Here is a 21,167-nt window from a genome sequence, read left to right on the forward strand (position 1 = left end):
TTCTCAAGATTATAAAATTTCGTCAGTAAAACTATGCATAAAATAGCGGCAACTCCTGGAGGTTGGAATCAAGATACCGAAGGTGTTATTTTTATCGAGCAAAATCCGGCACCCATTGTTTTTCTGACGGCAGCAGATAATGAAATTCAAACTTTAGCAGGATCTTTAGAGTATTTACCTAATAATTTTCCGCAGATCAGAGTAGCTAATTTATTACAATTACAACAGCAATTAAGTATTGATACTTATGTCGAAACAGTATTATCTAAAGCAGAAATAATAATCTTACGATTACTAGGAGGACGCGCTTATTGGTCTTATGGCTTAGAACAAATAAAGGAAATTGTAGCTCAGACCAAAGCGACTTTATTGGTCTTACCAGGGGATGATCACCCCGATCCCGATTTATCAAGCCATTCCACAACCAGTTTAGCGGTAGTTAATAAACTATGGAATTACTTTATAGAAGGTGGCATCAAAAATTATATTTATGGTTTTGAATTTATTGCCGATACTTGCTTAAATACTAATTATAATCCTCCCCAACCTCAAGTTATTCCTCGTCTTGGTATTTGTTTTGATGAAGTGGCAAATAATAATTCAGAAATAGAATTGGCAGCAAGTCAGATAAAAACCATAGATTTAGCAAATAAGCAGGAAAATCAACTTGATCAATTGACGAGCCAAAAAGTTGGTATCGTATTTTACCGATCGCATTATTTAGCAGGAAATACTTTACCAATTAAAGCTCTATCTAAAGCTTTATTCGCAAGAGATATTACGGGCATTCCGATATTTATTTCTTCTTTGAGAGAACTAGATCTCCAAGCCCAACTTTTAGCAATAGTAAAAGAATATAAAATAGAAGTCTTATTGAATACTACAAGTTTCTCCGTTGCCAAAATTGGCAATGAAACTGCGATTGAATTTTGGCAGCAACTAAATATTCCCGTCTTGCAAGTAATTCTTAGTAGTAGTACTCAGGAGCAATGGTCATCTAGTTTGATGGGTTTAACGCCTAAAGATGTCGCGATGAATGTGGCTTTACCAGAAGTGGATGGTCGGATTATTACTCGGGCCATTTCTTTTAAAACCATTAAACAAAGAATTGATTCTCTAGAAACTGATGTTGTAGTTTATGAGCCTGATCGCGATCGCGTAGATTTTGTGGCTGATCTGACTGCTAATTGGCTCAAACTTAGAAACACGAATGTTGCCGATAAAAAAGTAGCTCTTATATTGGCCAACTATCCCAATAAAGATGGCAGAATCGCCAATGGCGTTGGTTTAGACACGCCCGCTAGTTGTATCGAGATTTTGCAAGCATTACAAAAAGCAGGCTATACAGTAGATAATATTCCGGAAACGGGGGATGATTTAATTCAACTTTTAACTACAGGAGTCACCAATGATTTAGAAAGTCAGGAATTACGTCAGGTCTATCAAAGTTTATCTGTAGAAGAATATGAACAGTATTTTGTAACTTTGCCCGAGGAAGTGAAACAAGCGATCGTTAAGCGCTGGGGAAAGTTTAAGACTGGGGAGTTGGGGAGTTGGGGAGTTGGGGAAGTTAAAGACAATTTTTCCTCATCCTTTATCCCTTATCCCTTATCCCTTTACCACCTTCCTGGTATTCAGCTAGGCAATATCTTCATCGGAATCCAACCATCGAGGGGATACGATCGCGACCCCAGTTTGAATTATCATGCGCCAGACCTGGAACCAACCCATGATTATTTAGCTTACTACTATTGGTTACGGGAAAAATTTCAAGCCCAAGCAATTATTCATGTTGGCAAACATGGCAATTTAGAATGGCTTCCCGGTAAAAGTCTAGCTTTATCCAATAACTGTTATCCTGAGATTGCGCTCCAAACAATTCCCAACATTTATCCTTTCATTGTCAATGACCCTGGAGAAGGTTCCCAAGCCAAAAGACGCTCCCAGGCTTTGATCATAGATCATCTGACGCCACCATTAACTCGCGCCGAACTCTATGGCGGACTAGAAAAACTAGAAGCTCTGATCGATGAATATTACGAAGCTTTGACTTTAGATCCAGCTCGCTTAGATACCATCAGCGATCGCATTGATAAATTGGTCAAACAAGAAAATCTTGATCGCGAATTGGGCATCACCACCGAATCAATCACCGAATTTCTCAACATAGCAGATGGCTATCTCTGCGAATTAAAAGAAGCCCAAATTCGAGATGGACTGCATATTTTAGGGAAATGTCCCCAGGGTAGACAACTGAGAGATTTGATTATTGCGATCGCACGTTTCTCCAATATTGATGAGCCAGGTTTTACTGAGGCTATTGCTCAGGATCTAGGGTGGCAAGTAGGGGCGCAAGGCTTGCGCCCGCTAGAGGAACATGGGGAAGCTAGCCCCCCTAGCCCCCCAAGTGTGGGGAGAACAAGATTTCAAAGTCCGCCAGAGTTGACGAGCGACCCTGCGGAATTTATAATCCGCAAAGGAACGCGCGAGGAAGGGGATTTAGGGGGCAAAAATACCAAGAACACGACTGAAACCCTAGAAAAAATAGCAGCCGAAATAATCGATCAACTCCTCGCTGACAATACCTTCACCCTCGACCCCATAACCTTTCCCCAAACCACCAAAAAACTCAACTGGATCAAAACAACTCTCCTCCCATCCTTGCAAAAAACCGATCAAGAAATCACCAATCTACTCCGCGCCCTCGACGGTGAATATATTCCCAGTGGCGCATCTGGCGCACCCACCAGAGGAAGACCCGAAGTATTACCCACAGGACGAAATTTTTACTCGGTAGATATTCGCGCTATTCCCACAGAAACTGCCTGGGAAGTAGGTAGTAAAGCAGCAGAAGCCTTAATCGAACGTTATACCCAAGAAAATGGTGAATATCCCCAAACCTTAGCGATTTCCATCTGGGGAACTTCTACCATGCGTACAGGAGGAGACGATATTGCTCAAGTGATGGCATTAATGGGAGTTCGTCCCGTTTGGGATGGTTTATCGCGCAGAGTTGTAGATTTTGAAATCCTGCATGATTCAGTGCTTAATCGTCCCCGTGTTGATGTCACAGTTAGAGTATCAGGTTTTTTCCGCGATTCTTTTCCTAATATTCTGAACTTGCTTAATAAGGTAACGCAAGCTGTTGCAGATTTAACCGAGTCGGTGGAAGTTAATCCCTTGGCCGAAAGAGTTGCGATCGAAACTAATTATTGGCAAGAGCAAGGATTAGATGCAACTATGGCTCAGCAAAGAGCAAGTTATCGAATCTTCGGCTCAAAACCTGGAGCTTATGGTGCGGGGTTACAGGGTTTAATCGAAGCGCAGAATTGGCAAAGTGATGAAGATTTAGCCAGAGCATATATGAACTGGAGTAGTTATGCCTACGATGCCCAAGGCAAAGGTCATTCGGCACCAGAATCTTTTCAAACCAGACTGAAAGAGTTACAGATAGTTTTGCAAAATCAAGACAATCGCGAACATGATTTATTAGATTCGGATGATTATTATCAATTCCAAGGAGGATTAACCGCAGCAGTCAGAAGTTTAACGGGTAAAAATCCCGAAGTTTATTTTGGTGATAATTCCCTTCCTAGTAATCCGAAGGTGAGGAAGTTAAGCGAAGAAATTGCTAGAGTATATCGCTCCAGAGTTATTAATCCGAAATGGATTCAAGGAGTAATGCGTCATGGTTATAAAGGAGCTTTTGAAATGGCAGCAACGGTTGATTATTTATTTGCCTATGATGCGACAACTAAGGTGGTGAGTGATTATATGTATCAAGGAGTAGCCGAGGCTTATGTTTTAGATCAAGAAGTACAGCAGTTTGTGCGGGATAAAAATCCTTGGGCTTTGCGAGATATGGCGGAAAGATTATTGGAAGCGAATCAAAGGGGAATGTGGCAGGAAGTTAGTAACCAGATATTGGATGATTTGCGACATATTGTGAATGAAGCGGAAGGAGAAATTGAGGGAATGAATTATTAACGACTAATATCGACTTAATTACGCTAGAATCAGAGCATCTCCTATTGATTGATAATTGGTTGGAGATTATGAAAAATATCTTGTAAACCAACTAAGAGCACAATATAGTGAACAATCCTGTAATTGAAACTGATTTAGCAGAAGTGCTAGGTCAAATCAATCAGAAACTAGACAAAATTGATGATCGTCTTAATAAATTGGAAGTAGGTCAAGCTGAGCTCAAGGGAGATATTAAGGCACTTGATGAAAAGCTATCAGGGCAAATTAAGTCTGTGGATGAAAAGCTATCAGGACAAATTAAATCTGTAGATGAAAAACTATCAGGACAAATTAAGACACTGGATACTAAGGTTGAACAAATGGATAAGCGAATAGCCAATCAAGAATTTATCCCCATTCGAGGACAAGTCAATCGTGGAGTTGTAGTTGGCTTGATTTTAGTAATCTTAGGTGGCGCAGTTAAACTTTTCGAGTTAGGAAATTTTTAGTTTTTGTTAGTGAATAATTTATGCTTTTAATAAAAAGTTTTTGAGAGGTTTTCTTTGATCAATTTCTTCAATGATTGCCTCTCCATCATCATCCAAATTCGGATTGATCTAGATGCTGCTCTACATTCATAAATTTTGCTCAGGCTGACTGAATCACTTTTAATTTTTACACAAACTTTTTAACACTTTCGAAAAGCTGAAGATTGGTACTTTGCGTCGCAGGTAGCGGATCTCTTCGCGGTCGCCCGTGAATTCCTTAGTTTCTGCGATCGCATCTATTGAGAAAGAATTTTGTCATAGTCTTTATGTGGCCCAATCCAAAACCAAACATACGCATCTTCACGCTTGACTGCCAGCGCACGATAATCATCATTAACTCTTGCTGACCATAATTTACTCACAGGCTTGAAACGTACAGAAGGATGTTGTGGATTTTGGCTCAGTAATCGGTATTGTTTACGTGCTTGACGCTGAATATTAAGAGGAAGCTCATTATACAGTTTCCAGAATGTCTTAGTTGCACGATGTTTCAAGATCTATCGTTTCTCCCAAGTCGTCTTCAGCAATAACATCAGCAATGAGTCGATCCAGTTTTCCAGCTTCAACATCAATGCGTAGCTGTTTCTCAAAAGTATCATCTTCCTGTTCTAGCCAAACAATAAGTGCCTCAAGTTTTTCCTCAGACTGTTTAGGAAGTAGTTCATTGATTGTTTCTAGTATTTGTTGGCGTGTCATAGCTCGATTTTACCCTAATGCTAAAGTTTTATCCCAGGAATTTCTTCATACATTTCTAAATATCGTATAAAAATTTTATTAATTGTAATTCTTACACAAACTTTTCAATACTTTCGAATAGCTGAAGATTGGTACTTTGCGTCGCCGGTAGTGGAGCTATGCGCGATCGCGTATTTCATTAATTTCTGCGATCGCATTTATGATAACGAAAAGCTCATATTTACAATATTTCCATTACGTCTGGTGTGAATTAAATAATACTAATTTGAGATATATTAAAAAGTAAGAACATCAATGTAGAATGAAATAGCCCTGCTGCCCTCTGCCTTCACCCCGTCAGGGGCTCTTGACTTCCCAAAGGTGAGGAAAGCCGAATAGTCAATGTAGTGTAATCTCCAGAGTTATTTTATCCCCAAAATAAGGGAGAATCGATCGCTAGATATATATGACAACATTATCAGCAAACCTACGATAGAAATATGGCTGTACTGGAAAAAGGCAATATCACGATCCATACCGAGAATATCTTCCCGATTATCAAGAAGTCTCTCTACACAGATCATGAGATCTTTCTGCGGGAACTTATTTCCAACTCCGTCGACGCGATTTCTAAACGCAAAATGGCATCTTTGGCTGGAGAATCCACAGGAGAAGTTCCAGATGGAGAAGTTACGATCGCGATAGATAGCACCAAAAACACAATCTCGGTTTCCGACAACGGAATTGGCATGACTGTCGAAGAGGTCAAAAAATATATCAATCAGGTTGCCTTTTCTAGTGCGGAAGATTTTATTAAAAAATATGAAAAAAGTTCCAATGATCTGATTGGTCATTTTGGATTGGGTTTCTACTCTTCCTTTATGGTGGCAAAGCAAGTAGAAATTGATACTCTTTCCTATCAAGAAGGCGCAACCGCAGTCCATTGGTCTTGCGATGGTTCCCCAGAATTTGAGTTGACTGATTCGGAAAAGACCACAGTAGGTACGACAATTACTCTATTCTTACAAGACGAAGAGAAAGAATATTCTGAACCCCAGAGAGTAAGACAGCTAGTCAAAACCTACTGCGATTTCATGCCCGTGAAAATCGTCTTAGATGGAGAAGCCATCAATAAAAGACGTGCTTTGTGGAAAGAGTCGCCCCAAAGTTTAACGGATGAAGATTATTTAGAGTTCTATCGTTATCTCTACCCTTTCCAAGAAGATCCTCTATTATGGGTACATCTTAATACTGATTATCCCTTCTTGCTCAACGGGATTCTCTATTTTCCGAAACTAAAACCCGATGTTGATGTCAGCCAAGGACATATCAAGCTTTTCTGTAATCAGGTATTTGTTAGCGATCATTGCGAAGAAATTATCCCTGAGTTTCTTATGCCCTTACGCGGGGTAATTGATAGCCCTGATATTCCGCTGAATGTTTCCCGTAGCGCCTTAACTAACGATCGCACTGTGCGACGGATTGCTGATTTTATTGCTAAGAAGATTGGCGATCGCCTAAAATCTCTCTACAACGAAAATCGCAATGAATATATTCGTTGTTGGGAAGATGTGGGAACTTTTGTCAAATATGGTTCTCTCAAAAACGAGAAATTTAAAAAGCAAGTAGAAGATTTTATTATCTACAAGACCACCTATCAAGCAGATGCTGCTACCGAAGAAGCTCCCAAGGTAGAGGTGCAAACTGATGGTGATGATGAATGGGCAAAGGTCACGGGCGATGACACTCCCAGCAAACCCTATACTACTCTTCAAGAGTATCGCGATCGCAATCAAGAATCCCAAGAAAATCAGGTTTTCTATTGTAGTGATCCTTCGACTCAAGGAACTTTTGTTGACTTATACAAAAATCAAGGGTTAGAAGTTCTGTTCCTCGATTCCTTTATCGACACCAATTATTTTGTACCTTTCCTCGAAAGAGAACATAACGATTTAAAATTTGCGCGGGTTGATTCAGAGTTAGATAAAAACTTGGTAGAAGAAGACAAAGCCCAAGAGATTGTCGATCCGACTACCAACAAAACTCGCAACGAAACAATCAAAGAAATCTTCGAGCAGGCCCTTGACAAACCCAAGGTAAATATCAAAACCCAATCCATTAAATCAGAAGATCCTCAAGGAACTCCTCCTGCGATGGTTTTATTACCAGAAGCGATGCGGAGATTGCAGGAAATGACAGCTTTGATGCAGGAAAAAGCGATGGCATTCCCCGAGGAGCATATCTTGTTGGTCAATACTAGTCATCCTCTCATTGAGAATATTATCGACTTGAATAAGGGCGCGATCGTGGACGCGACTGGAACTTCTCAATCTGGGGAATTGGTAAAACTAATGTGTCTTCATGTTTACGATTTGGCTCTGATGGCCCAAAAGGCTTTTGATGCTGAGGGAATGAAGGCTTTTGTCGAACGCTCCAACAAGGTTTTGACCAAGTTAACTCAGAAGTAATCTCGGTTACTATCGGGCTTTGCCCTTGAAGGCAGACGGCAGATGGCAGAAGGTAGAAGGTTTAGAGATATTTCTTCCTTCTGCTTTCTATCGATAGTTTAAATATCAATAGGAAATACCCAATCTTGATATTGAGCATCTCTATTCTCTGTAATAGCAGTTAGTTTTTCTCTGATTTTTTCTGTGATTGGCCTGTTGGGGGAAAGATGATAATTTTCTATTCGTTTAACAGGAGTAATTTTTGCTGCAGTCCCGCTAAAAAATACTTCATCTGCAATCAATAACTCGGTCTTATCTACTGCTCTTTCAATCACTTCTATTCCCAAATCCTTAGCAACAGTAATGGCACTATCTCTAGTGATACCCTCCAAGATGTCTTGATCGAAGCCAGGAGTGATTATTTTGTTATCTCTGACCACAAAAATATTCATCCCCGAAGCTTCACAAATTTTACCTTGGGAATTCATTAAAATCGCCTCATCAAAACCGGATTCTACAGCTTCTGTTTTGGCTAAAGAAGAGGTGATATAAGCCCCACTAATTTTACCTCTTAGGGGCAAACTTCGATCTTCTTGGCGATGCCAGGAACTAATGCGACAACTAATCCCATCAGGAGGTAAATAGTCACCCAATTCTAAACCATAGATGAAAAAGTTTTTCTCGATTTTATGTAATCTAGGAGCAATTCCCAAGTCAGAAGTATAGACAAAAGGACGAATGTAAAAAGGCTTCTCTGGCTGATTTTTTTTGACAAAATCAATAATTGTGTGCTGAATTTTGTCTGCTGGTAAATCATACTGTAAGAACTTGGCGCTATTGCTTAATCTTTGGCTATGGCGATCTAATCTGAATAATAAAATTTGTTGCGGATTATCAGGATTCGGAATGCCTCTCATTCCACCAAAAGCTCCCGTACCATAATGTAGTGCATGAGTAGCTATGGAAATATTAGCCTGTTCGAAGGGGATAAATTGATTCTCAAAATAAGCAATAGGCAAAAAGTTGTGCATGATTTAGATTAAGTCTTAAACACCAAAATTTCTGAGTCAGACTAATAATTCTATCTTTTTCTGAGGACTTATCAACATTATCGAGCTTCGCCCTTGAAGGCAGAGGGCAGAGGGCAGAGGGCAGAAGGCAGAGGGAATAAATAATTCTAACTTCTGCCTTCGCTTAACACCTAATACCTTCTCATTCTGATAGGTTTTGCAGTCTAGCGAATATTTGTTCCTCATATTGAGTGAATATCTGATGCCAATTATATTTTTCTTCTACTAGTTTTCTGCCGTTATTTCGTAATTTCAGCCATAATTGGCGATCGCGATAAATGTTGCTGACTGCTGTGGCAAAATCCTGAGGTTGATCTCGCACTAACAAATGGACGCCGTCAATCATTTCTAAACCTTCATAACCTGAACTAGTAGAAACCACTGGCAAACCCATTGCCATAGCATGGAGAATTTTGATCCGAGTGCCGCTACCGAGGCGCAATGGCACAACGCTCATAAAACATTCTTGGGCAACGATACTCATATCTTCAGGGTCAGCAATAATCTCAATATTAGTATGGGATATGCTTAATTCTTGAATAATCTTTGGCGGTTCTCGCCCGGCAATACATAAAGAAATGCTAGTATCTTCCTGTTGAATTAAAGGTAAAATTTCTTCTATAAAATATAATACTCCATCTATATTGGGATAGTAGCTCATGGTTCCCATGAACAATATTTTTTGAGACTTTTCATTGTTAAGAAGCTTTATTTTATCTATGTTAATTCCATTTTTAACAACAATGGTTTCTCCTTCCCCGCAACGGGAATCTAATTCCGTTTTGTCTGCTTGACTTACTACCGTGCGCAAGGTAAATTGCGGCCATAATTCATTTTCATAATCTTCCAATTTTTTATATTCACTTTCTGCATTGACAAAAGGTTGTATTGCTCCAATTTCACCTGCTAATTCGGCTATGAGTTCTTTGTCTTGAATTTTTTGACAATTTTTGAGTAGTTTAGACTCAATATTATGTTCATTCAAAATCGTAAAGTGATCGCTAAACAAAGAATAATAAGAGGCAGCAAAAATAAAATCAAACAATACAACATCAAAATCAATTTGACTCAATTGCTGTAATGTTTTCCACATATTCCAGGTTTTTAAGCTATGAACTTGTTTCTGCCCATTTCCCATATTGGCACTCATGGGCATTCCCAGTTTGACCATAAAAGCTTGATCACAATAGGGTCTCAGCTCTTTTTCTAAGATATAATCTAATTCGTCAAAAATAAAAGATATTACTGTTAAATGATGATTTTTGCCAAAATATTTAATTTGCTCAAACATCCGTATTGCCGCACCTCCTTTTGCCACAGTGTGGGGAGGATAGGGACAAATCATTAATAACTTGAGTTTTTTATCTGTTGGCAATATTTTTTTACTATTTTGTTTACAATATTGAGTTAATTTTTGCCAATTTTTTTCTAATTCTAAAACTTGCTCTAAATTATTGGCATATTCCTGATTATCTGATTCGAGACGTAACGCTTTTTTATACAATAAAATTGCGTCTTCTAAATCATACTTCCCCTCAAAAGCCTTTCCCAACTCATTATTATAGCGAGCATTATTGGGTTCCAGACTAATCGCCTTGCGAAGAAAAATAATCGCCTGCTCAATATCTCTTTGTGCTAGCAAACTACAACCTAAATAATAATAATTTTGGGCAGACAGATTTTTTGGATAACTATTTGGAGCTGTCGCTAATATTTGTTGATAATTAGTGATTTGTTGATAATATTGATTAAATAAAGGGGTAACTTGTAACCGCGCAATTATTGATTGCCATTCTGGCAATTTACTAAATGAATAAGCATCAAAATTATAGCCATATAACTCAGCACAATTTTTAAAGCATTTAATCCATCGTGTCACAGTTTCCGGCCAAGAGAAGGAACTATAGAATTGTGACTTTTGTAAATATGCTGCCATTTCTCTGGTAAAGCCACCCTGATAGCAAAGCCAAGCTAACCAAGTAAAATTATTAAAACGAAATTGATTTTTTAGACTAGATATAGATTCTGGTAAATCCGGTTGAGCAAAGAAACTATCTTGCATTGCCTCAGAATTCCTGGCTTGTTTCAGAGAATTTTTCCAAGTTGCACTGCGATCATGTCTACGATAATATATTGTGACTTGAGGGAGCCATACTCCTCGACAACCTTTAGCAATCAGCCGAAAAACTAGATCGACATCTTCACTAGAAAACCAACGACTATCAAACCCATTAACTGTCTCTAGCCATTGTTTCCGAAACATCATTGCCGAAGGCAAAACCGGTTGATGTAAAATCCAAGTTTTTATTGTTAAATCAGGAATGGCTTCCCATCTTTTAACATCAGCAATAAATTCACCGTTGTTTCTAATGATTCGGAACCCACTATTCACAATTCCCAACTCTGGTTGTTGCTCAAAAACTTCTACTTGTTTTTCTAGCTTATGAGCCATGAAGATGTCATCAGCATCTAAAAATGCAATTAATTCTCCTTTGGCTAAGGATATTCCTTTATTTCTAGCAGCAGAAACTCCCTGATTTTTTTGATAAATATAATGTATTTTGTCTTGGTACTGTTCTAATATTTCTACAGTATTATCCGTCGAACCATCATCGATAATAATTATTTCGTAATTATGATAAGTTTGGTTGAGGACACTATCTATTGCGATCGCAAGATATTGAGCATTGTTGTAAGTGGGAATAATAACACTGACTCGTGGTTTTTGATCCTTGAGGTTAGACTTTTGCAAGTTTCGCTTTAGGTACTACTCTACATGATTTATACTATAACTTTTCAAGTTAGATATTGATTACTTGTTTCTTCGAGACTCAACCTTTAGTTTATACCTAAGCCTGTGATCGATCCGGAAATGGTGACGACTTCTAGTACTAGTAATGCAGTCAAACTTATTTATGACACAGATATCTCTAATGATGCAGATGATGTTAGTGCTTTAGCAATGATTCATGCTTTAGTCGATAATGGGGAAGCTGAACTACTTGCAGTTGTAACAAATTCTAATGCTCGGTCAGACAGGACAGCTTCAACTGTTGATGTCATTAATACTTATTACAATCGTCCTAATATTCCGATTGGTGTTACCAAAGTTACTGATTTACAAGAAGATGGCAGTTGGTATGGTCACAATCTGTATAAGATGTTTCCCCAAGACACCCCTAATGACGAGCAAGTAGCAGATGCAGTCGATGTCCTAAGAGCAACTTTAGCTGCGGCAGAAGACAATTCAATTTCCTATATACAGGCAGGTTATCCTATCAATATGGCTAGTCTACTGCGTTCCGAGCCGGATGAGCATAGTAGTCTCAATGGAATAGATTTAGTGCGTCAGAAGGTTAAGGTAGTAGTTATGATGGGTGGTCAGTATCCCCATCCTGGTACAGAATGGAACTTTTCTCGTAATAGACCTCAAGACACTAAATATGTAGTAGATACTTGGCCAACTCGTATGGTATTTGCCGGATCTGAAATTGGTTGGAGAATGTATAGTGGGACGAGTTTACAAAATGTTCCAGTATCTAATCCAGTAAGATATACTTATGAGGTATTTAAAGGGTTTGACACTCCCAATAATGCGATTACTGATGGGTTTCATTCCTGGGATCCACCAGCCGTATTATGGGCAGTCAGAGGCGATCAAGATTTATGGACAAGGATAAACGAAGGATTCAACCAGGTTAATGATGATGGTTCTAGCCAATGGCAAACTTGGCGTGATGATGATCGCCACGAGTACCTAGTCAAAACTCAAGATGACTCTGTTTATATAGATATCTTTGATGAACTTTATATCAGACCGCCAATAAACATAGATGATTCTCTTGCTATTCAAACAGAATCTAACTTGGTAGTTGACCCCTTTACGGGTGCCGGAAGCAAGGAGCTTTCATTAGATAATAATTTTACTGTTACTTATTCGCTTGGTTTGAGCAGTCAAGAGATAAGTAATAGTCTAGATTTTTCCTGGGGCGTAACTTCTTCAGAAGTTTCAGAACTAATTTTGAATTCCTTTAGTAACATTGAACCAACAATATTTGGGTCAAATATGCAAGTAATACCGGAGATTGATTTGATTGACGATATCTAAAAACTTATAGATAGGCAATCATCTGATTATGTTTGAGAATTACGCTATGACTCTCAAACGAAATCTTGTCTTTCGCTAAATATTTATGATAAGAATATATTTTACCAATGGAATTTCATCTCTAAATATTCTTCTAGCTTGCGATTATAAGGGTTAAAAATCTTCTCCAATTCTTGTTTAATTTCATCAGTACAAGATTCATAAATGCCTACATTATATTTTATATATGAGCCAGCGGAATAACAATCTAATTGTAAAAAATGCCAGACTTTTTCCATGACTGATGCAGTGTCTGCAAAAAAATAGTCGCTATTTAAGATTAGAATATTGTTACTGGGAAAAAAATTTTTCCAGCGACGAATTTGCCACAAATAAATACTCTTTAGAATATAATCAGATCCTTTGATTATATATTCTAGCTCCTGTTTTTTATAGTTGTTTAAGTGCTCTTTTGTTTGAGAAATAATTTTTTGTAGTGTTCTTGTTTCTAGCCCACGATTCACATGATGATAGTAATCTGAGATAGTTCGACTTATCGGATTTCTCAGCATAATTATAATCCTAATATCTGAAAAAGCATTATATATTCTGTGTTCTACTTCAGGAGTAAATATATATTGGGTGCTGGCCTCTCCAGTAGTCAACTTCTCGGAGTCCGTAATTGAGGGAAAATGAGATAAGTACCAATCAAGACCTTTATCAAAATGTTCATCAAAGAAATTTATTTCTTTTTTATGAGGGAGTAAAACCTGTGGATGTTTTTGCAGATAGGCAAACAAAGAACTTGTCCCACATTTTGCTGAGCCAATAATAATAAAATCAGGGGCTTTTTGTTTTTTTGTTGTCCAATTTGATTGAGTTAATTCAATATTACTGTTAATCGTATTGTGATAGCAGCTATTGCGATAACAACGAATTGCTTTGTCTAGCTGCCCCAATTGAGTAAAGACATCTCCTAAATTTCCCCAAGCTAAATCCAAACTAGGATCATTCTCTGTTAATTTCTGATAAAAAAGAAGTATTTCAGTGATTTTTTGTGGAGTAATTTTGATATATTGCAGGATTTTATAAGGTAATTCTTGTTTTGGATCAATCTTAACAGCGTTAATATAGCAGTCGAGGGCCGTGTCAAAATTGCCTTGTTGCTCCCAAGCTTGTCCTAAGCCAAGTTCAAAATAGATTTGCCATAACTGGGATTTAGTTTTAAGTGATGCTCGATAATCTGCGATCGCCTGTTGCCCCTGAATTAATAAAATCTGGCCTAACCTAAAATAAGTTGACAAATATTGAGGATTTAATTCTATCGCCTGTTCGTAATAATCAATTGCTTGGAGGTATCTTTGCGTCGCAGCAAATGCAATCCCTAAATAATAATAAGAACAAAAATGCTGAGACTTTAGCTCAATCACCTTCAGATAGCAATCAATTGCTGCTTGATATTGGAGTTTTCTGTGCAGATTGCGGCCTAATTCATAGTGAGAATTATAAAAATCAGGGTTTAATTGTGCTGCTTGGCTATAGTGTGAGATCGCCAGATCAATCTGTTCTTTTTTAGCTAGGATTTTCGCCAAAAAATAATGTGCCCAGGAATAATCAGGATTTAATTGTAGAGCTTTTTTATAACAATCGATTGCTTTATCAAGTTTATTTTGACTAGAGAAAATTTGGCCTAACTCATAATGGGAGTAAGAAAAATCTGGTTTCAATGCGATCGCTTTTTTATAAGCATCAATGGCAGCTTGAATCTTACCTTGTTTGACTAATATTTTTCCCAATGAATAATATGCCCAAGAGTTATGACAATCCAACTTAATAGCCTGCTCAAAATAAAGTTTTGCTTGCACCAGCAGCCCATATTCCAACAACAAATTTCCTAATTGATAATAATATTTGTAAGCATCCGCATCTAATTCTATAGCTTGTCGGTAACAAGCAATGGCTTTATTAAGCTTTCCAGCTTTCCCCAGTTTCTTCGCTTGCTTAGATAGTCTAAGTGCCCTTTGTTTACTCATCAAAAAACTCAACCCAACAACTATTTTGAAATTTTCTTTTTAGTTGATCATAGTTCGCAACCATTTCTTTCATTGGGGTTAATCCTTGCTTTATCGTAGAGAAAGTCAACGGTTGTCGATCTACTCCGATAAATTCCTGTAACTTATTGGTTACTTGTTCAGTCTTGCCTACTAAATCCTCATAGTTAACATTGCAATACTGCTGTGTAGATAAATCAAAAAAATTGCCATATTGTGTTTCCCAATATCTCACCAGCTTAAATGTAGCTAGACATTCTTCATAATCGATCACAATTGGTTCTGATAAAGAAAATCTGCTACTATTCTTTTCTTCTTTTATCAACTTCCACTGATTGCTTATAGTTGCTAGCTTATGAGAAACATAGGTATGTAACATGTTTTTTCTTGTCAAATGGATTATTTTTAAATTTTTCAGTTTTTTCAAATATTGCCAAATGACATGTTGTCTATTTTTTAGCTGAAAATAAAATAGTTTAAAGCCGACTGCCTTTACAAAAGAGGGAAAAGTTTGACGATATATAAGTTTGTCAATGAAGTAGATTGGATTTTCCTCTCGTAGCTCAATGATTCGCCGGGATTTATATCCTGAATATAACCAGTGAAGTTCATTGTCTTCAGAAAACATTTCCCCAAAAGCTCTAATTTGAGGATGAGACAGTAACAAACTACCTAAAAAATTAGACCCAGTCCTCGGATGACAAAGGACAATGAACCTTTGATAATTATCTATAGTTTCTGGAGATCCATGACTTTTTCGAATCAACTCATAAGGTAATTCAAAATAAGGCTCAATTTCAATCGCTTTTTCATAATTTTGAATTGCTTTTTGATGCTGATTGTGATTTTGCAGTGCTTGTCCTAAATAAACTTTTATGCAAGCTTGCTCGATTCTGGAATTAGTTTGTAATTTTTGAATGTCTTTGATCAGTACATCTGGATCTCTATTCCGTAGAATTTTACCCAGAGCCTCATAGGTCTTTAAGTAATCTGAATTCAAAGCAATTGATTGATGATAACAATCTAGAGCCAGTCTATATTCCTCTAGCTTTGTTAAGACATCTGCCAAGAATTGACGTGCCCAATCATAATCTGGCTCCAACTCAATAGCTTTTTCATAAAAAACCTTAGCCGTTTCTAGATTATATTTTTCCTGTAAAATACGCCCCAATTTATAGTAAGACCAAGAAAAATCAGGATTTAGTTCGATTGTCCGCTTGTAACAATCAACAGCTTCTTTTAGCTTACCTTGTTGAGTAAAAATATCTCCCAAAGCATAATGGGACCAAGAATATTCCGGTTTTAGTTGAATGGATTGTCGAAAATAGATACTCGCATTCGTTATTTGTCCTTGTTCCTGCAATAATTTACCCAATTTAAAATAGTAACGGTCATTATTGGGAGCAAGCTCTATCGCTTGTTGATAAAAATCAATTGCCTCTTTTATTTTTCCTGCTTGTTTTAAGCAATCACCATCATCTTCAACTTTGCTAGTATCTTTGGCAATCATTCAACCAAATCCTATTACTTATAAATATTTAGCGCCCAGTATTATATACCGGCCATGGCAATAATTTATGGTGAAGCGCAGTTAGCAGAAGCATGAGGAGTCCGAATATTGATATCACTATTCTTGTAGGCTGTTAGGATAACTTGCCCATCGACCGTTTTGATGATGCCCCTGGCTGGATAAATATCTCCCATGCTGGTTTTGATAGGTTGAATGTTTGGGTACTGATGAGTGACCTTGGTTGAGTCTTCCGAATTAGATAACGCGGCAGTTTGAGCTTGAGCGTTAGAGTCCGGAATTGTTGTATCGACGATAATGGTATCAGAATCAAACGGTTGATTTGGTTTAGGAGGTATCCCTCCTTTTCCCTTGATAGTTAAACCACTAATTGTGTTGGCAATGGTAGTATTTGAACAAGCTTGAGCAACAGTCTGTTCTGTCGCAATCGGATTATTGGGTAATTGGATCTCGGTTTGAATATTATTGCTATCAGGTGTAACAATGGAAACGTTCCCATCCAATCCAAACTCAGAACTGGCATCCATGTCATTTGTCAGTGGATTTTGAAGTCTTTCCTGGATTCCAAAAAGAGCTGTTGCTGTAATGTCAATGTTTCCTCCCCGTCCTTGTTGTGCACTAGCGATAATATCATTGTTGCCATTGGGAAAAGCAATAATAAATTTTGCATTGATATTAATATTGCCCCCATCTGCCTTTGAAAAAGCTCTTGCGGAGATAAAGCTGTTATTATCTAATGTAATATTCTCGGCGATTTGAAGACTAATATTGGCACTATTCCCAGTTTCAGATTGAGTAGCCGTATCGATTCTCGCCTCATTGTTTAAACTCAGGGAGTTGGCGGTTATGTTAATATTTCCTGGTTCTCCTGTCCCTGGACTAACAATCCCTAAAGAATCAAAGTTGCTCGCCTCAATAGTGCCCCCATTATCAATAGTTATTTCATCGGCAACAACATTCACATTGCCCCCATTCCCGTTGCGAATCACAGCATTAGCAGATAGACCAGCACGAGCCAACTCGCTGAGCCCACTAATGATGATTGATTCTCTGACATTAACAGTCACATCTCCGGCATCCCCTTGCCCTAAGGTAGCGGTTGAGACTAGACCCCCATCCGTTAGAGTTAGGGAGCCTGCGGTAATGGTAACACCCCCTGCATTGCCCACTGCTCCTTGATTAACTAAACTGGTGGCACGACTGGGAAGACGATCATCTAAATCTTTCCCGTCAATAAGAATGTCATTGGCAGCGGTAATTTCTACTGAGCCTGCATTGCCCCGTCCGAAGGTACTAGCGGAAACTCGTCCCCCGTTGGTCAGAGACAGAGAACCTGTGGTAATTGTGACACCTCTGGCTTCCCCCACGGCGTCTGGGTTGACCTGACTGGTAACCCCACTAGGAACGTTCCGCGAATTTGTCCCATTAATAGTAATTGCATCACTAGCGGTAATCTCTACTGAGCCGGCATTGCCCCGGCCAAAAGTACTAGCTTCAACTCGCCCTCCGTCATTTAGAGATAGAGAACCGGTGCTGACAACGATACCGCCTGAATTTCCCTCTGCTCCTTGATTGACTAGACTGTTCGCACCACTAGGAGTACCCCCCGAATTTTCCCCGTCAATAGTAATCCGATCCCTAGCAGTAATTGCCAAGGAACCCGCATCTCCCTCCCCGAAAGTGTTGGCAGAGACTCGTCCCCCATCTGTCAGGGACAGAGAACCTGTGCTGATAACGATCCCACCTGAATTTCCCACTGCTTCTCGATTGACGAAACTGTTAACCCCACTGGGATTGCCCTGAGAATTTTCCCCGTCAATATTAATTGTCTCTCCAGCGGTGATGGCCACTGAACCAGCATTTCCTTCCCCAAAGGTACTAGCTTCAACTCTTCCCCCATCAGTGAGAGACAGAGAATCTGTGGAGATGGCGATACCTCTAGAATCTCCCACAGCGCTTGAGTTGACTGAATTAGTTATCCCACTAGGATTGCCCCGAGAATTTTCCCCGTCAATAGTAATGGCATCGCTAGCGGTAATGGCCACTGAACCCGCATCCCCTTCCCCAAAGGTACTCGCAGAAACTCGTCCTCCTCGGGACAAAGACAGAGAACCTGTAGTAATCGTGATGCCCCCAGTATCTCCCGTTGCGCCCGAATTGACCAGATTGGTTACCCCACTAGTGCTGCCTTGTGAGTTTTCACCATCGATAGTAATTGTATCGCCAGCAGTAATTGCGATTGAACCCGCATTTCCCTGACCAGCAGTACTAGCATCAATTCGCCCCCCGTTATTGAGATTCAGAGAATTAGTGGTGATACTGATATTTCCTGCATCTGTTACTGCTACTGAATTGACTCGATTAAGAACTATACTATTATCAACAGTTATATTTTCTGTGGCATTAATCCTAATGTCCCCAACTGGGGCTTCAGCCGGAGTTGAGTTGACGATGACTCCTGCTCTGACCTGACTACTCTGAATATCTGAAGCTTCAAGGTTGAGATTGCGGGCGTTCATGATAATCTTGCCGCTGCCTGTCCCTCTAACATCTAAATCTGTACCACGAAGATTGATATCTGCTAGGGAGACATTTTCGGGAAAGCTCAAGCTACCATCGGCATTAATTCCCACAGTTCCTGCACTGGACAAACTTCCTAATTCGATTAGGCCGCTTCTGGCGGTGGCTTCTCCCCCCTCAAAATCAATATTTCCCCCGACTAAAGTAAGATTATTACCCGCTGTAACTTCTAAACCAATAATATTACTTCCCCTATTTTGCGCTACAGAGCGATTAGCAATATCTCCTGGATTGTCGCGAAAGTTAAATCCGATAGGGGCATTAATTGTTAAGAGTGGGGGATTATCTAAATCAGTGGCACTAAATTCTCCATCAGAAAAAATAATACTATCGGCAGTACTCCCAAAAAACGAACCTCCAATATCTAAACTGGCACCTTCTCCAAAGATAATTCCCGCAGGATTAATCAAAAATAAATTTGCGGTGCCATTTGCTCCCAATATCCCATCGATATTAGAAATATTGCCTCCAGTAACGCGCGAGAAAATATTGACAATATCTACCGAGTTATTAAAAAATGCTGAGCCATCAGTCGGTACGGAAAAATCTTGAAAACTATGAAATAAATTATCGCCAGCGCGATCGCCTTGCTGGATTGTTAACTCATTTCCGTTAATCTCGACTGTTGAATTTGTTGTGCCGTCGGGTACGATCTGTGCTGATAATGACGGGGCGAATAGGCAAAGCAAACCAGCTGTGAATATGATGTTTTGGGGTTTGGAATTGACAAACATAATGGTCTTTTCTCAGAATAAGTACGGAAAACTATCGCTAAAATTCGGAGAGTTGCTGGCGATGTTGTTGAGCAAGTTCAGCAATATTACCTAAGTATACTTAATTCTCGCGAGTATAGTTCTCACTAGATTCACTAATCTTTAAAGAAGTGCTAATATCACTTTTGAAATAATCTTTTATTCTTTGTTGTTTACTTTGAAACTTCTTTGCGATGACAGCTATTATCAATCCCACTGCCCCTTTGAGTTCTCTACCACTGCCCAATGGAGGCTTCGATATTAAGGGTTTTGAGAGTGGCACCAATAGAATTAACGGCTCCTCAACTGGAGATTCTCTCTCTGGCGGTAATTTGGCAGATTTGTTGAGTGGCTTAGCTGGCAACGATACCGTTGAAGGATTAGCTGGTGATGATAACCTTTTAGGCTGCGAAGGAGATGATCTATTGCGAGGTGGGGATGGAAATGACCTACTAGAAGGCAATGAAGGTGACGATATTCTCGTTGGCGGCACAGGTTTCGACACCCTCCTAGGGGGAGTCGGTGATGATACTCTAATTGCTGGGCCTAATACAACCATACTCGATGGTGGTTCAGGTCAGGATAAGCTTGTTGCCGTGGGCGGTGGCAATGTTCTTAGTGGAGGATTGCAAGTAGATCGCTTCGAGTTCGATCTCACTCAACAGCCGGTAGTAACCCTGAATCAAATTGCTGATTACCAAAGAGGTGAAAAAATTCTGGTCAAAGGAAGCGCCCCGACCGGAGACTTTACTTACGATCAGTTCACAGGAAGGCTTGCCCTTAATGGACAAGGAATCATTCAACTAACCCCAGGACTTGTGATCGACCTTGAAGACATTGAATATTTGGCTGTCAATACAGTTAATGGAACAACTCAGTCAGATGCGATCGCGGGCAGCAGTTTAGCTGATGTCTTAACTGGTCTATCTGGCAATGATAGCCTCAGTGGCGGGGCAGGTGACGATACCCTCAATGGGGGAGGAGGTAATGATCTCCTCGGAGGCGGAATTGGGGATGACCTAATCATAGGCGGCCCTCTGGGCAATGATATTTTAGAAGGAGGTGCGGGGAATGATACTCTCAAAGCGGGAGTTGGCAATGATCTCTCGGCGGAAGATGCCTTTCTCTCTAGCATCGAAGCTATATTCACCAATGATGGCAAGGACAGTCTCAGTGGAGATGCAGGAGATGATCTTTTAATTGTTGCGAATGGAGATAATACTCTTAGTGGCGGGACTGGGGCAGATACTTTCCAATTTAATTTTGCCCGAATCATTTCTGACAATCCCAATCAAATCGTTGATTTTCAACCAGGAGAAGATTCAATTATCATTGAGGGCATTAGTGATGCCGCTGCGCGCAGTTACGATCCCACAACGGGTGTTATTGCGCTTAATGGGCAAGCCATAATTCAACTTGAGATTGGTCTTGAGATTAATGAAGACGATGTCGAGTTTCTCTAA

The 21,167-nt window shown here is 39.3% G+C and carries 12 protein-coding genes; 5 read left to right on the forward strand and 7 right to left on the reverse strand.

From position 1 onward, the window contains the following. Positions 1–33: 33 nt before the first annotated feature. Both cobN and XEN7305_RS16830 read left to right on the forward strand, forming a co-directional pair. A complete protein-coding gene (gene cobN / locus XEN7305_RS16825) occupies positions 34–3,987 on the forward strand; it encodes a cobaltochelatase subunit CobN (protein ID WP_006510679.1) in 3,954 nt (1,317 codons plus the stop codon). Positions 3,988–4,094: 107 nt separating this feature from the next. Beyond that, a complete protein-coding gene (locus XEN7305_RS16830) occupies positions 4,095–4,475 on the forward strand; it encodes a hypothetical protein (protein ID WP_006510680.1) in 381 nt (126 codons plus the stop codon). A gap of 275 nt (positions 4,476–4,750) precedes the next feature. Here the strand turns inward: XEN7305_RS16830 and XEN7305_RS16835 are convergent, their stop codons facing one another. After that, positions 4,751–5,008: a hypothetical protein gene (locus XEN7305_RS16835; protein WP_040898343.1), complete on the reverse strand. Its 258-nt coding sequence runs from the start codon at positions 5,006–5,008 to the stop codon at positions 4,751–4,753. Next, positions 4,989–5,210, reverse strand: coding sequence for a hypothetical protein (locus XEN7305_RS16840; RefSeq protein ID WP_006510681.1), 222 nt, complete (start codon positions 5,208–5,210; stop codon positions 4,989–4,991). The genes XEN7305_RS16835 and XEN7305_RS16840 overlap by 20 nt, the downstream gene beginning before the upstream one ends. A 479-nt stretch (positions 5,211–5,689) precedes the next feature. Between XEN7305_RS16840 and htpG the strand changes: the two genes are divergently transcribed. Beyond that, positions 5,690–7,657, forward strand: a complete 1,968-nt coding sequence (htpG, locus tag XEN7305_RS16845; RefSeq protein ID WP_006510682.1) for a molecular chaperone HtpG — start codon at positions 5,690–5,692, stop codon at positions 7,655–7,657. A 98-nt stretch (positions 7,658–7,755) separates the two neighbouring features. Here htpG and XEN7305_RS16850 read toward each other — a convergent pair whose 3' ends face one another. Further along, positions 7,756–8,667 carry a branched-chain amino acid transaminase gene (locus tag XEN7305_RS16850; RefSeq protein WP_006510683.1) on the reverse strand — a complete coding sequence of 304 codons (912 nt, stop codon included), beginning with the start codon at positions 8,665–8,667 and terminating at the stop codon, positions 7,756–7,758. 181 nt (positions 8,668–8,848) lie between these two features. Continuing rightward, a complete protein-coding gene (locus tag XEN7305_RS26850; RefSeq protein WP_006510684.1) occupies positions 8,849–11,458 on the reverse strand; it encodes a glycosyltransferase in 2,610 nt (869 codons plus the stop codon). Positions 11,459–11,563: 105 nt separating this feature from the next. On the opposite strand from XEN7305_RS26850, the gene XEN7305_RS26855 reads away from it, so the two are divergent. Then, entirely contained in the window at positions 11,564–12,814 is a 1,251-nt protein-coding gene (locus XEN7305_RS26855) for a nucleoside hydrolase (RefSeq protein ID WP_052035192.1), read from the forward strand. A 101-nt stretch (positions 12,815–12,915) separates the two neighbouring features. On the opposite strand, the gene XEN7305_RS16865 is transcribed toward XEN7305_RS26855, so the two are convergent. From XEN7305_RS16865 to XEN7305_RS16875, 3 genes are all read right to left on the reverse strand, one after another. Beyond that, the gene (locus XEN7305_RS16865; protein WP_006510686.1) at positions 12,916–14,826 is read right to left on the reverse strand and encodes a tetratricopeptide repeat protein; all 1,911 of its coding nucleotides are present in this window, start codon (positions 14,824–14,826) and stop codon (positions 12,916–12,918) included. Next, on the reverse strand, positions 14,819–16,354 hold the full coding sequence (locus XEN7305_RS16870; RefSeq protein ID WP_006510687.1) for a sulfotransferase: 1,536 nt from the start codon (positions 16,352–16,354) through the stop codon (positions 14,819–14,821). Before XEN7305_RS16870 ends, XEN7305_RS16865 begins: the two co-directional genes overlap by 8 nt. 65 nt (positions 16,355–16,419) lie before the next feature. Beyond that, positions 16,420–19,686, reverse strand: coding sequence for a filamentous hemagglutinin N-terminal domain-containing protein (locus XEN7305_RS16875; RefSeq protein ID WP_006510688.1), 3,267 nt, complete (start codon positions 19,684–19,686; stop codon positions 16,420–16,422). A 212-nt stretch (positions 19,687–19,898) separates the two neighbouring features. On the opposite strand from XEN7305_RS16875, the gene XEN7305_RS28710 reads away from it, so the two are divergent. Continuing rightward, a complete protein-coding gene (locus tag XEN7305_RS28710; RefSeq protein ID WP_006510689.1) occupies positions 19,899–21,167 on the forward strand; it encodes a calcium-binding protein in 1,269 nt (422 codons plus the stop codon).

Source organism: Xenococcus sp. PCC 7305 (assembly GCF_000332055.1).
In the GTDB taxonomy this organism is placed as follows: Bacteria; Cyanobacteriota; Cyanobacteriia; order Cyanobacteriales; family Xenococcaceae; genus Xenococcus.